The sequence below is a fragment of the Streptomyces sp. NPDC000410 genome, from assembly GCF_040300305.1.
GTDB lineage: Bacteria > Actinomycetota > Actinomycetes > Streptomycetales > Streptomycetaceae > Streptomyces.
In genome coordinates this window covers 63139-76048 of the sequence record NZ_JBEPDM010000038.1, presented here as the reverse complement: position 1 = coordinate 76048, position 12910 = coordinate 63139, and the positions used below count along the sequence as shown (strand labels likewise).

Below are 12910 nucleotides of genomic sequence, written 5' to 3'. Positions count from 1 at the left end.
GAGCCGACGTCCTCTTCGCCATGCTCCGCGACGGCACCTTCTACGACCCCCAACCCGCCCCCACGGGTTGACCAAACCCATAGGGGCACCCCCCCACTGAGGCCTTTCGGAGGCACGTTATGCCCGTGCACAGATCCGGAACGACCCGCTTCGCCGCGGCCGGTGCACTCCTCACCGTCCTGGCCCTCCTCCTGACCCTCCCCGGCGCGGCGGCCACCGCCGCCGACAAACCCCCTCGCGGCTCCGCCCACATGGGCATGGGCGTCGAGGCCCACGACGGCCGGGGCGCCCTGCCGCGCGACACCCGCGTCGCCCAGACCGAAGGCGTCGACGTCTCCAGCCACCAGGGCAACGTCGCCTGGTCGTCGCTCTGGAGCAGCGGCGTGAAGTGGGCCTACGTCAAGGCCACCGAGGGCACGTACTACAAGAACCCCTACTTCGCGCAGCAGTACAACGGCTCGTACAACGTCGGCATGATCCGCGGCGCGTACCACTTCGCCACTCCCGACACCACGAGCGGCGCCACGCAGGCGGACTACTTCGTCAACAACGGCGGCGGCTGGTCCCGCGACGGCAGGACCCTGCCGGGCGCGCTGGACATCGAGTGGAATCCGTACGGCGCCACGTGCTACGGCAAGTCCCAGTCGGCGATGGTCAGCTGGATACGCGACTTCCTGAACCGCTACAAGGCCCGTACCGGCCGCGACGCCGTGATCTACACCGCCACCACCTGGTGGACGCAGTGCACCGGCAACTACGGCGGCTTCGGCGCCTCCAACCCCCTGTGGATAGCGCGCTACAACACCACCCCGGGCACCCTCCCGGCGGGCTGGGCCTACTACACGATGTGGCAGTACACGTCGTCCGGCCCGATCGTGGGCGACCACAACAAGTTCAATGGTGCGCTGGACCGGGTCGTGGCTCTCGCGAACGGCTGACGTGGCAACTGGGGCTCCGCCCCAGCCCCCCGGCTTTCGGGGCACTGCCCCCGAACCCCCGCGCCTCACTCCCCCTGTGCCCTGCGGGCACAGGGGGAGTCCCAGGCGGGCGTGGGGAGGGAGGCCCGGGCCGGGAGTCTCAACGCCCGGCGCGTCCAGGCCACGCCCCCGGCTGCTGGTCCACCTTGAAGCTCGCCCAGACGGTCTTGCCCACAACGTGTTCGCGGACGCAGAAGTCATCGGCGATCTCGCGTACCACCCAGAGGCCGCGGCCGGTGCATTCTCCGGCCGGGACATGGCGGATCTCGGGGTCACCGTCTCCGCTGTCCCTGACCTCGATCCGCATGACGTCGGAGAGCACGCTGAGGGCCACACACATCTCCCGGCCCGGCGGTACGCCATGCAGCAGCGCGTTCGTCGCGAGTTCCGAGACGCAGAGCCGTATGTCGTACTCCCGGCCTCCGAAACCCCATTCCGTCACAGTGGCACCGACGAAGTCGCGGGCAGCGGGGACGGATCTGCGCGATCGCGGGAATCGCTGTTGCCGTGTCAGGGGCACGGTGAATCACCGCCTCGAACCTTGGCTGTACGGTCACCGCAGACCGTATCGCTATTCACGAAAAGCAGCAAGGTTGCCCAGGGGGTAGAGGCGACGGGTGATTCACTTACCGTGTAACGCGGCGAGATCGGGGCGACCAGGACGGCAGTGCAGGAGGAATCCGGTGAGCAGCAGCGAGTGGGTAAGCACCTCGATGCCGTACCTGACGCCGCGCGCGACGGGGCAGACCGATGCGTGGAGCGCCGAGGCCGCCGCCCGAGGCGGTCGTGGAAGACAGCGCATCATCAGCGCCGACGAAACAGCACCGGTGCCGGTGGTGGCGGAGCTGCTCGGGGTTCCGGAGGGCCGCCTCGTCGTCGTCCGCAGGCGGATGATGTACCTCGACGACCAGCCCTGCGAGTTGACCGACACGTACTATCCCGCACACATCGCGCGTGGAACCGCCTTGGCCGGCACCGCCAAGATCCCAGGAGGCGCCGTCACGCTGCTCGCTGAGCTCGGGTACCGCGGGGCACGAGCCCGGGAGGACGTGGTCGCGCGCATGCCGAACGCCGACGAGCGCCAGGCCCTCCAGCTCGGGCTCGATCAGCCCGTGCTGCATCTGACGCGACTGACCCTGGACGAGGCTGATCGCCCACTACAGGTCGACATGATGACCATGCCCGCGCACATGCAGCGCCTGCGCTACGAGATCAGGATCGGATGACGTGCCGATGACCGCCGCGGACGAGTTCGACCGCCGTTCCCTCCACGAGCGGATCGCCGCCGACCTGCGCGACGAAATCATGAGCGGTGACCTGGCACCGGGCGCCAAGCTGCCCTCCACGACGCAGTTGAAGGACCGTTTCGACGCGTCGAACGCCACCGTCCAGAAGGCGCTGCAACTCCTCAAGAGCGAGCGTCTCGTGGTCGGCCGCGCGGGCGCGGCGGTGACGGTACGCGAACACCGGCAGCGAACCATACGGCCCGCCTCGTACATGGCACCGGCTGAGCAGGGCGAACCGTACCGTTGGCTGAGCGAAGCGACCAAAGCCGGAGCCCGAGCGCATATCAGGCTGCTCGATGTGACGGAGGCGACCCCGCCCTCGGATGTCGCTGACGCCCTCGACCTGGCGGCGGGCGGCACCGCGCTGCTCCGCTCGCAGGTGCTCACCATCGACGACCAGCCCGCAGAGTTGGTCATGTCCTACTACCCGCTGGAGATCGCGGTTGGCACCCGTCTGGCGGAGCGTCGCAGGATCCAGGGCGGCACGCCCACGTTTCTCGCCGAACTCGGCCACCCGCCCCGGCTGAGCGTGGACCGGGTCTCCGCCCGCGTTCCGACGCAGGAGCAGTACCAGGCACTCCAACTCCCGGGCAATCTCCCCGTGTTGCGTACATTGCGTGTGGTTTTCACCGACCACGAGCGCCCCGTTGAAGCCACGGTGATGGTCAAGGCGGGTCACCTGTACGAGGTGCAGTACGAGTTCACACCGGAGTGATCGAAGGTCGGTGCCGGGACCTGGACCCCGAGGAGGTCGAGGAGCCGTCCGCGAACGGAGTTCTGACCCAGGTGGTGGCCCGCAGCCGGTTGACGCGACCCTCGCCCCTCCGACCCGCGCCACGCGGTCCCGGTCGAGGCCGAGGGAGGACACGCGGGCGGGCCGGGCCCGGCGAGGTGCCGGGCCCGGCCCGTCAGCCGAAGGGGCCGGTGGGGCCCGCTCGACGGCCCCGCCCGAGGGTTACGCGGCCGCCGCCACCGGGACCTCCGCCGGGGCGAGGGCGATCTCCAGGACCTGGCGGACGTCGGTCACCGGGTGGACCTCCAGCTTCTCCAGGACTTCGGCCGGGACGTCGTCCAGGTCCGCCTCGTTCCGCTTGGGGATCACGACGGTCGTGGTCCCCGCCCGGTGCGCGGCCAGCAGCTTCTGCTTCAGGCCGCCGATCGGCAGCACCCGCCCGGTCAGCGACACCTCACCGGTCATCGCCACATCCGTACGGACCAGCCGGCCCGACAGCAGCGACGCGAGCGCCGTCGTCATCGTGATGCCCGCGCTCGGGCCGTCCTTGGGGACCGCGCCCGCCGGGAAGTGGATGTGCACGCCCCGGTCCTTCAGCCCCGTCACCGGCAGTTCCAGCTCGGCTCCGTGCGAGCGGAGGAAGGAGAGCGCGATCTGCGCGGACTCCTTCATCACGTCGCCGAGCTGGCCGGTCAGGGTCAGCCCCGCCCCGCCCGTCTCCGGGTCGGCCAGCGACGCCTCCACGTACAGCACGTCGCCGCCCGCGCCGGTGACCGCGAGCCCGGTCGCCACGCCGGGCACGGCCGTTCGGCGCTCGGCGGGGTCCTGGGCGGACTCGGGGACGTGGTGGGGGCGCCCGATCAGCCCGCGCAGCTCCCCGTCCGTGACGGTGAACGGCAGTTCCCGCTCGCCCAGTTCGTGCTGGGCCGCGACCTTGCGCAGCAGTCGCGCGATGGCCCGCTCCAGGTTCCGCACGCCCGCCTCGCGGGTGTACTCGCCGGACAGCTTGCGCAGCGCGGACTCGTCGATGGTCACCTCGCCACCGGCCAGGCCGGCCCGCTCCAGCTGGCGCGGGAGCAGGTGGTCGCGGGCGATGACGACCTTCTCGTCCTCGGTGTACCCGTCGAGCCTGACCAGTTCCATCCGGTCGAGCAGTGCCTCCGGGATGGCCTCCAGCACGTTCGCCGTCGCCAGGAAGACGACGTCGGACAGGTCGAGTTCGACCTCCAGGTAGTGGTCGCGGAAGGTGTGGTTCTGCGCCGGGTCCAGCACCTCCAGCAGCGCGGCCGCCGGGTCGCCCCGGAAGTCGGAGCCGACCTTGTCGATCTCGTCGAGCAGGACCACCGGGTTCATGGACCCGGCCTCCTTGATGGCGCGGACGATACGGCCGGGCAGCGCGCCGACGTACGTACGCCGGTGGCCGCGGATCTCCGCCTCGTCCCGTACGCCGCCGAGCGCGACCCGGACGAACTTGCGTCCCATCGCGTGGGCGACGGACTCGCCGAGCGAGGTCTTGCCCACGCCGGGCGGGCCGACGAGCGCGAGGACCGCGCCCCCGCGCCGTCCGCCGACCACGCCGAGGCCCCGGTCGGCGCGGCGCTTGCGCACCGCCAGGTACTCGGTGATCCGTTCCTTCACGTCGTCGAGGCCCGCGTGCTCGGCGTCGAGGGTCGCCTTGGCGCCCTGGATGTCGTACGCGTCCTCCGTGCGTTCGTTCCACGGCAGTTCGAGGACGGTGTCGAGCCAGGTGCGGATCCAGGAGCCCTCGGGGCTCTGGTCGCTGGACCGCTCCAGCTTCTCGACCTCCTTGAGGGCGGCCTCGCGGACCTTCTCGGGGAGGTCGGCGGACTCGACCCTGGCCCGGTAGTCGTCGGTCTCGTCGCCCTCGGACTCGCCGTTCAGCTCGCGCAGCTCCTTGCGTACGGCTTCGAGCTGGCGGCGCAGCAGGAACTCGCGCTGCTGCTTGTCGACGCCCTCCTGGACGTCCTTGGCGATGGACTCGGCGACGTCCTGCTCGGCGAGGTGCTCGCGGAGCTGCTCGGTGGCGAGCCTGAGCCGGGCGACCGGGTCGGCGGTCTCCAGCAGTTCCACCTTCTGGGCGGTGGTCAGGAACGGCGAGTAGCCGGAGTTGTCGGCGAGGGCGGACACGTCGTCGATCTGCTGGACGCGGTCCACGACCTGCCAGGCGCCGCGCTTCTTCAGCCAGTTCGTGGCGAGGGCCTTGTACTCCTTGACGAGGTCGGCGACCTGGCCGGGCAGAGGATCGGGCACGCTCTCCTCGACCCGGGTGCCCTCGACCCACAGGGCCGCGCCGGGACCGGTCGTACCCGCGCCGATCCGCACCCTGCCACGCCCGCGGATGAGCGCGCCGGGGTCGCCGTCGGAGAGCCGGCCGACCTGTTCGACGGTGCCGAGCACACCGGTCGCGGCGTACGTCCCGTCGATCCGCGGCACGAGGAGCACCCTGGGCTTGCCCGGCTCCGCACGGGCGGCGGCCTGGGCGGCCTCGACCGCGGCGCGGACATCGGCGTCGGAGAGGTCGAGCGGTACCACCATTCCGGGCAGCACGACCTCGTCGTCGAGCGGAAGCACCGGCAGGGTGAGGGCGTTGTTGTGGGCCGAGGACTCAGCAGCCATGATCTCCCCTTCAGCAGTCAAGTTGAGCTGTACCGACTCAATGCAGAAGGGTCGCCGGATGTTCCCCCGGGAGTGTTCGCCGTGAGCGATCACGGCGAACACCGCCGACGGGGACACGCGAAGGCCGAGTGGCCTCCCAGAGGAAAACGGGAGGCCACCCGGCCGGTGACGACAGACAGACAGACGACAGACAGACGGGCAGGCGAGCGATGCCCGATCAGGGGCAGCTGGCGATGGTGCTGCGCGCCCGCTGCGGGTTGGAGTGGACGACCTTGCAGGTGTCCATGGCGAGGCCGCCGTCCACGACGCCCCAGCCGGGTCCGGCGCTCAGCACCTTGCCCTCGGGGCCGGTGATGACATCGGCGCCGGGTCCGCCCTGGATCTCGCCGCCGGCCTCGGGGCCGACGGCCTTGGCCTCGATGAGGTCGTTCTCGCTGCCGCCGAGGACGCGGCCGCCGAAGTCGATGGTCCCGGTGTAGATCTTGTCGGCGCCGTCGTTGCCGAACACCTGGCCGCCGCCCCGGGCGTGCGAGCCGGGCGCGCCGAAGACGCTGCCGACGGTGATCTTGTCCTCGCCCTGGTCGCCGTAGACCGTGGCCTCGGCGTCGGCCGTACCGATCACCGTGGCGACGATGATGGTGTCGTTGCCGGCGTTCCCCCGGACCGTGGAGAACGACTCGCGCGGCAGCAGGTGCGAGGTCTGGATGGTGTCGTTGCCGTCCCCACCGAGGACCTGCGAGTCGATGATCAGACCCTTGACCCGGATACTGTCGTCGCCCTCACCGCCCCAGATGACGACGTTCTCGACGTCGTTCTCACACTCGATGATGTCGTTTCCGGGCGTGCCGTAGACGGTGTCGCTGGGCGGCACCGCCTCGCCGTTGACCACGCACTGGTGGGACGACTGGGCGGGATGGGCGGCCTGGGAGGGGGCGCACGTGGCGGCCGCCGCGGCCACGATGGTGGTGGCGACGGCCAGGCTACGCACGGCTGCACGTGACAGTCGGGGCATGGAGGGCATGCGGTTCTCCTGTTGCGAAGAGACGCGGACGCGTACACTTTGCGCCCCAAAAATCCGATTTGCTCGTATATCAACTCCTTCATCACCCGCATGGCTCTTCGCTGTACGCCCCGCGTCGTACGACGGGCAGGCTCGCCACACCGACGAGAAGCGCCAGCAGATGGCCCGCGTCGGCGAGCGGGTCCTCGAAGGCCAGGAGATTGCCCAGCAGCACCACCGACACCCACCCGAGGACCACGGCCCGTGGCACCGGGGCGAACAGCCCGGCCAGCGCACCGACGCTCGCCAGCAGGCCGAAACTGATGCCGTAGTCGAGCCGGTGCAGGGAGGATCCGGGCAACTGCCCGGCCGCGACAAGGAGCCCGACCGGGATCTCCGTGGCGAGGGTCGCCACGACATGCCCGCCCAGGAAGACCCCGGCGGCGCGCCACGCACCGATCCGGCGCTCCAGCGCGGTGAGCACGAACAGGAAGACGACGGCGAGCGGTGACGCGAGTCCGCCCGCGACCCACAGCGCGCTGGCGACGAGCACGAGCATCGGGGCGACGGCCAGATGGGCGACATCCGTGCTGGAACCGCGCAACAGGGCGGAGACGGTGGCCGGATCGCCGTACTCGGCGTACAGGGAGGTGGCGACGAGGACGAGCGCGTAGCAGAAGGTGAACGGGGTTCCGGCCGGGGTGGGCAGGAGCCGCGCGGGCGAACCCGGCAGACCGCGGTCGGATGACTCGGGCCGCCGCACCACGCGAGGGCTCCTTAGGATCGACGGCCCGTACGCTCCCCAGCCAACGCGATCACCCCGCACGTCGTCCAACTCCCCGCCTATGGCGTGCGACACAGGAGAACACAGGCGAACAGGAGAACCGGTTGGCGCGCTCCGAGCGATAGAGAGTGCGTGAGACTGTTGCGCCCCAAGGGCGAGGACCGGGACGAAGACCGGGACGGTGACGGTGACGACGCGGCACTGCTGCGCCGCGTCGCGACGCACCGGGACGCGGACGCGCTCGCCGCGCTCTACGACCGGCACGCGGGCTGGCTGCACGCCCGTCTGACCCGCCGCTGCGCGGACCCCGAGACCGTACGGGAAGTCCTCCAGGACACCTTCGTCACCGTCTGGCGGTCCGCCGCCTCGCACCGCGGCGGCGAGGCGGGCGGCTGGCTCTGGACCATCGCGGCCCGCCGCCTCGTCGACGCGCGGCGCGCCCAGGGGCGTACCGCCGACGAACCGGCGCCCGTCGACCGGCTCCCGGCCCCGTCCGTGCCGTCGGCGGAGGAACGGGTGCTGGCGGGACTGGAGTACGGGGATGTGGGCGCCGCCCTCGACCGCATCTCGCCCGAGCTGCGGGACGTCCTGCGCGCCACGGTCATCGACGGTCTGACCACCCGCGAGGCCGCGCGCCTCCTCGGCATACCCGAGGGCACCGTCAAGACCCGCGCTCGCCGCGCCCGCCGCGAACTGCGCGCCACCCTCGCCCACCTGGCGCCCGCCGCCGACCCCCTGGGAGGCACCGCATGACTGCCCGCGACGGCGCCCGTGACCGCGTCCGCGCCAGTGACGGCGACCGCGACGGTGCTCGTGAAGGCGCCCGTGACGGCGCCCGCCAACGCGACGGCGCCCTCGACCGCGCCCGCGCCCGCGCCAGTGACGGCGACCGCGACGGCGACCGCGACGGTGCTCGTGGCGGCGCCCATGACGCCGCCCACGACAGCGACGGCCGCGCCCGTGACCGGCGGACCCGCGACTGGCATGTGACCGACGCCCTGGCCGGCCGCTACGCCGCCGGGACGCTCCCCGACCCGGACGCCTGGTCCCTGGAGAAGCACGTCGAATCCTGCGCCGCCTGCGCCGCACGCGTCTCGGCCGCCGTCCGCGCGACCTCGGCGGGGACGGTGCTGGAGTCGGTCCGTACGGCACTCCTGACGGAGGCGGCAGGGGCGGCCTCGGCCGCGGCCGAGGGGCACGCGGTGCGGCAGGGCCCGATGGGCCGCGGCCGCGCCCGATGGGCCGCGAGGCGGGCCTGGATCGTCGGACCGGCCCTGCACGGGGCCTGGCTCGTCGCGCTCGCGCTGGTGGTCGTGGGGGCCGTGGGGCTGGCGTACGGGGCCGGGTTCACGGGGGCGCGGCCGCTGCTGCTGGCCGTCGCGCCCGTGCTGCCGCTCGCCGGGGTGGCGGTGTCGTACGGGCGCCACGCCGACCCGATGCACGAGGTCGCCGCCTCGACCCCGGCGGGCGGACTGCGCCTGCTGCTGACGCGGACCGCCACCGTGCTGGCGGTGAGCGTGCCGCTGCTGACGGCCTCGGGAGCGCTGCTGCCGCCGCTGACCGGTGCGCCGGGCGCGGCCGCCTGGCTGCTGCCCGGACTCGCGCTCACCCTCGCGGCGCTCGCGCTCGGCTCCTACGTGGGGTGCCGCACGGCCGCCTCGGTGCTCGCCGTCGGCTGGCTCGGCGCGACCCTCGGCCCGGCGCTGCTGGCCGGCCGGCTGCTCACCGCACCGGCCGCCGAACTCACCGGCCGCATCGCCCCGTACGTCTCCGGCCCGGCGGCCCAGACCGTCTGGGCCGCCGCGGCCGCCGCCTGCGCGGGGCTGCTCGCCCTGCGCAGGCGGGCGTTCGACTATCCGTCCTTCGGACACTGGGGGAACCCGTGAACTCCGTCCACACCGTCGCCGTCGACGAGCTGACGGTCCGGCACCGCCGCACCGTGGCGCTCGACGCGGTCCGGCTCGGCTTCGGCTCCGGCGTACACGGCCTGCTCGGCCCGAACGGCGCGGGCAAGACCTCGCTCATCCGGGTCCTGGCGACCGTCGCCGCGCCCACCGCCGGGCGCGTGGAACTGCTCGGCAGGGATGCCGCCGCGCCCCGCGATCGCACCGAGATCCGGCGGCGGCTCGGCTATCTGCCACAGGACTTCGGCTACTACCCGGGCTTCACGGTGCGCGAGTTCGTCGCGTACGTCGCGTGGCTGAAGGACATGGACCCGGCCCTGGTCCCCGCCGCCGTGGAGCGCGCGGTCGACCGGGTGGGGCTCACCGCCCGGATCGACGCGAAGGTGAAGACGCTCTCGGGCGGCATGGTGCGGCGCGTCGGCATCGCCCAGGCGATCGTCAACGAACCGGAGTTGCTGCTGCTGGACGAGCCGACGGCCGGTCTCGATCCGGAGCAGCGGGTCGAATTCAGAGCACTGCTCCGCGACGTGGGCACCGCTTCCACCGTGATCGTCTCCACCCACCTCGTCGAGGACGTCGCGGCGGCCTGTACCGAGGTGACCCTCCTCGACGCGGGCCGGGTCGCCTTCCGCGGCACGACGGACGAACTCACCGCGCTGGGCGAGGACTCGGCGGACGACACGGCCAACGCCATCGAACGCGGCTACACGACAGCCCTCCGAACCCACCGCTCCCGCGCCGCCGACGCGGCACCGGCCGGCCCGACGGGAGCCTCCCGATGACGACACACGACTCCTCTCCCAGGCCTCCCGCGCCCGCAGCACCGCCCGCCTCCGACACCACCACCACGCCACACGGCACACCCACCGCCCCCGGCACCCCGCACGCGCGGCGGCGGGCGCCGCGCGCCCTGCGCACCGAGCTACGGCGCGGCGTCGGGCCCTGGGCCGGGGCCGGGACCGCCGTCGTCGTCGCCGTGGCCATGTACGGGAAGGCCGACTATGTCAACGGCTGGCAGAACCGCTGGACCGACGCGACCGACCTCCTCCGGGTCGCCGGCGTGCTGCTCTGCGGGCCGCTCGCCGTGGCGGCCGGGTGCTGGCAGGGCGGGCGGGAGCGGCGGCGCGGCACGGGAGCCTGGCGGGCCTCGCTGCCCGGCAGCCCGTTGCGGCAGACGCTGCTCGCCGCCGCGCCCATCGCTCTCTGGCCCGCCGTCGGGTACCTGATCGCCGCCGCGGGCTGCCTCCTCGCCACCTGGCCGTACGTCAGCGGCGGCGCCCCGCACCTGGAGCTGGTCGCCGCCGACGCGGTGGTCCTGGCCTCGCTCGGGACCGTCGGGTTCGTCCTGGGCAGGGCGATCCCCTGGCGGTTCACCGCGCCGCTGCTGGCCGTCGTCACCTACGTCGGCCTCGCCTACCCGAACTACAGCGAGCCACCCGCCCGTTGGCTGAATCCCGCCAACCAGCACAGTTACTTCCTGGACCGGCCCGTCTGGTGGTTCGGGCCGGTGAGCATGGTCTGGGCCGGGGGCCTCGCCGCCGCCGTACTGCTCGCCTACGCCGCCCGCCGCCGCGCCACCGCGCTCGTCCCGCTCACCGCCGCCTGCGCCGCCGCCGTCCTCATCGCGCAGACCGGGGACGGGCTGTGGCGCCCCGACCCGTGGGCCGCGCGCCCCGTCTGTGACGACGGCACCCCGCAGGTCTGCGTCAGCGCGGTCGACCGCGCCCTGCTGCCCGCCGTCTCGGCGGCCCTCGCCCCGCTGAACGCCCGGCTCCGGGGCGTCCCCGGCGCGCCCACCCGCTGGGTCGACCCGAACCCCGCCGAGGGCGAGGCCCAACTGCCCCCGCCCGCGTTCGACTCCGTACGCGGGCGGCTGAAGGACCCCGTCGCGTACGCCGACTCGGCGGTGGACCACCTGTTCTCAGAGTCCTGCGAGGACGCCGATTTCCAAGCGCCGGACTGGGAACGGGCCCTGGCCGTCAACAACGCGGTCGGCGCATGGCTCTCCCCCGCCGACGGCCTCGGCCCGATCCTGGGCCCCGCCGAGCTCCGCCACCTCGCCCGCCTCGAAGCCAAGTCCCCCGCCGACCAGCGCGCCTACCTCGCCCGCTACCTGTCCGCCGACCGCTGCGACGCCGCGCAGGTGCCCGTCCCATGAGAGTTCCCATGAGACTTCCCCTGCTCCACGCCCGCTCCCGCGCCCTCCCCGTCACCCTCTCCGTCCTCGTCACCACCGCCGTCGCCGCCGCGTGGTGCGCCTGGCGCCTTCAGGCATCGGAGGCGTTCGACCACACCGCACGCGTCCCCGTCGTCGTACTCGCACCCCTGCTCGCCGCCTCGGCCATCGGTACGAGTCTGTTCACGCACTCCGACGAGCTGGACCGTACGGCCGTACGCCCCTGGCCGCCGCGCAGGCTGCGCCAACTGCTCGGGCTCACCGCGTTCGCGGGACTAGTGCTGGCGCTCTCCGTACCCGGGCATCCGGAGGAGTTCGGCGCCCCGGCCATGGTGCGCAACCTGCTCGGCGCGGCAGGAGTGACGGCGGGGACGGCGGCGCTGCTGGGGGCGCGGATCAGCTGGCTGCCCCTGACGGCGTACCTCAGCGCGGTCTATCTGGCGGCGCCCGGCGTCCCGGGCGGCGCGGCGGCCGTGTGGGCCTGGCCGATGCAGCCGGGCCCCCAGGTCGCGGCATGGGTGGTGGCGCTGTCCGCGTACGTCGCCGGGGGCGCGCTGTACGTGTGGCGCGGGGCCCGTCCGGAAGGCGGATGACGCAGCGGGCGGCCGCCCCGGCTCAGTAACCTGGAGATCATGGTTCTGCCCAGCGATATCACCGATGTCCCAGGCCCCCGGACGCTCGACCGGCGCGAAGGACCGTACGGCGAGGTCGTCCTGCGGCGACGCCGCGGCCCGGACGGGGACGTCCACGAGATCATCGCCAACGGCTGCTTCCTGATGGACACCTCGGACGGCCGCTCGGAACGCCTGCTGATCGACGCGGCCCTGGACACGCTCGCCGACCGCCCCGACCCGCCGACCGGGACCACCGGGGCCATCGCGACCGCCGGGCCCTCCGTGCTGATCGGCGGGCTCGGCGTCGGCTTCTCCCTCGCCCATGCCGCCGCCAACCCCGCCTGGGGCCGTATCGCCGTCGTCGAACGCGAGCAGGCGATCATCGACTGGCACGTGTCAGGCCCGCTCTCCTCGATCACCGCCGACGCCCTCGCCGACCCCCGGGCCGAGATCATCCACACGGACCTCGTCTCGTACGTCCATAACGCTTCAGACACGTACGACGCCCTCTGCCTCGACATCGACAACGGCCCCGACTGGACCGTCACCGAGGACAACGCGAGCCTGTACTCACCCGCCGGACTCGCCGCCTGCGCACGGCGATTGGCCCCCGGCGGAGTGCTCGCCGTATGGTCGGCCAGGCCCTCCGGCGATTTCGAAGAGTCATTGCGGAATGCCGGATTCAACGGGGTAAGGACGGAAGAGATCCGCGTTGCCCGAGGCGTACCGGACGTGGTCCACCTCGCTGTTCGCCCTGCGTAGCCGGGACGCGAGCGATGCCTTTACGCTGACTGACCTG

The 12910-nt window shown here is 72.7% G+C and carries 13 protein-coding genes; 9 read left to right on the top strand and 4 right to left on the bottom strand.

What is annotated here, in order from left to right; all coding sequences use genetic code 11:
- Positions 1 to 119: 119 nt before the first annotated feature.
- On the top strand, positions 120 to 938 hold the full coding sequence (locus tag ABT342_RS28705) for a lysozyme (protein ID WP_351580035.1): 819 nt from the start codon (positions 120 to 122) through the stop codon (positions 936 to 938).
- Positions 939 to 1077: 139 nt separating this feature from the next.
- Here ABT342_RS28705 and ABT342_RS28700 read toward each other — a convergent pair whose 3' ends face one another.
- The gene (locus tag ABT342_RS28700) at positions 1078 to 1497 is read right to left on the bottom strand and encodes an ATP-binding protein (protein ID WP_351580032.1); all 420 of its coding nucleotides are present in this window, start codon (positions 1495 to 1497) and stop codon (positions 1078 to 1080) included.
- A 163-nt stretch (positions 1498 to 1660) separates the two neighbouring features.
- On the opposite strand from ABT342_RS28700, the gene ABT342_RS28695 reads away from it, so the two are divergent.
- Both ABT342_RS28695 and ABT342_RS28690 read left to right on the top strand, forming a co-directional pair.
- Positions 1661 to 2203 carry a GntR family transcriptional regulator gene (locus ABT342_RS28695; RefSeq protein WP_351580029.1) on the top strand — a complete coding sequence of 181 codons (543 nt, stop codon included), beginning with the start codon at positions 1661 to 1663 and terminating at the stop codon, positions 2201 to 2203.
- Positions 2204 to 2210: 7 nt separating this feature from the next.
- The gene (locus tag ABT342_RS28690; RefSeq protein WP_351580045.1) at positions 2211 to 2978 is read left to right on the top strand and encodes a GntR family transcriptional regulator; all 768 of its coding nucleotides are present in this window, start codon (positions 2211 to 2213) and stop codon (positions 2976 to 2978) included.
- A 240-nt stretch (positions 2979 to 3218) separates the two neighbouring features.
- Here the strand turns inward: ABT342_RS28690 and lon are convergent, their stop codons facing one another.
- The 3 genes from lon to ABT342_RS28675 form a co-directional block, all read right to left on the bottom strand.
- The gene (gene lon / locus ABT342_RS28685; protein WP_351580026.1) at positions 3219 to 5633 is read right to left on the bottom strand and encodes an endopeptidase La; all 2415 of its coding nucleotides are present in this window, start codon (positions 5631 to 5633) and stop codon (positions 3219 to 3221) included.
- Between the two features lie 217 nt (positions 5634 to 5850).
- Positions 5851 to 6621: a hypothetical protein gene (locus ABT342_RS28680; protein WP_351580023.1), complete on the bottom strand. Its 771-nt coding sequence runs from the start codon at positions 6619 to 6621 to the stop codon at positions 5851 to 5853.
- Between the two features lie 115 nt (positions 6622 to 6736).
- Positions 6737 to 7492 carry a rhomboid-like protein gene (locus ABT342_RS28675; protein WP_502965633.1) on the bottom strand — a complete coding sequence of 252 codons (756 nt, stop codon included), beginning with the start codon at positions 7490 to 7492 and terminating at the stop codon, positions 6737 to 6739.
- Between the two features lie 57 nt (positions 7493 to 7549).
- On the opposite strand from ABT342_RS28675, the gene ABT342_RS28670 reads away from it, so the two are divergent.
- From ABT342_RS28670 to ABT342_RS28645, 6 genes are read left to right on the top strand one after another with little or no spacing between them, the layout of a single operon-like run.
- On the top strand, positions 7550 to 8170 hold the full coding sequence (locus ABT342_RS28670) for an RNA polymerase sigma factor (RefSeq protein ID WP_351580020.1): 621 nt from the start codon (positions 7550 to 7552) through the stop codon (positions 8168 to 8170).
- Entirely contained in the window at positions 8167 to 9303 is a 1137-nt protein-coding gene (locus ABT342_RS28665) for a zf-HC2 domain-containing protein (RefSeq protein ID WP_351580017.1), read from the top strand. The genes ABT342_RS28670 and ABT342_RS28665 overlap by 4 nt, the downstream gene beginning before the upstream one ends.
- Entirely contained in the window at positions 9300 to 10103 is an 804-nt protein-coding gene (locus ABT342_RS28660) for an ABC transporter ATP-binding protein (protein WP_351580014.1), read from the top strand. Before ABT342_RS28665 ends, ABT342_RS28660 begins: the two co-directional genes overlap by 4 nt.
- The gene (locus tag ABT342_RS28655; RefSeq protein WP_351580011.1) at positions 10100 to 11479 is read left to right on the top strand and encodes a hypothetical protein; all 1380 of its coding nucleotides are present in this window, start codon (positions 10100 to 10102) and stop codon (positions 11477 to 11479) included. The genes ABT342_RS28660 and ABT342_RS28655 overlap by 4 nt, the downstream gene beginning before the upstream one ends.
- Positions 11480 to 11487: 8 nt before the next feature.
- Positions 11488 to 12090 (top strand): hypothetical protein, encoded by a 603-nt coding sequence (locus ABT342_RS28650; RefSeq protein WP_351580008.1) that lies wholly within the window; start codon positions 11488 to 11490, stop codon positions 12088 to 12090.
- Positions 12091 to 12129: 39 nt separating this feature from the next.
- On the top strand, positions 12130 to 12873 hold the full coding sequence (locus ABT342_RS28645; protein WP_351580005.1) for a spermidine synthase family protein: 744 nt from the start codon (positions 12130 to 12132) through the stop codon (positions 12871 to 12873).
- Positions 12874 to 12910 lie beyond the last annotated feature (37 nt).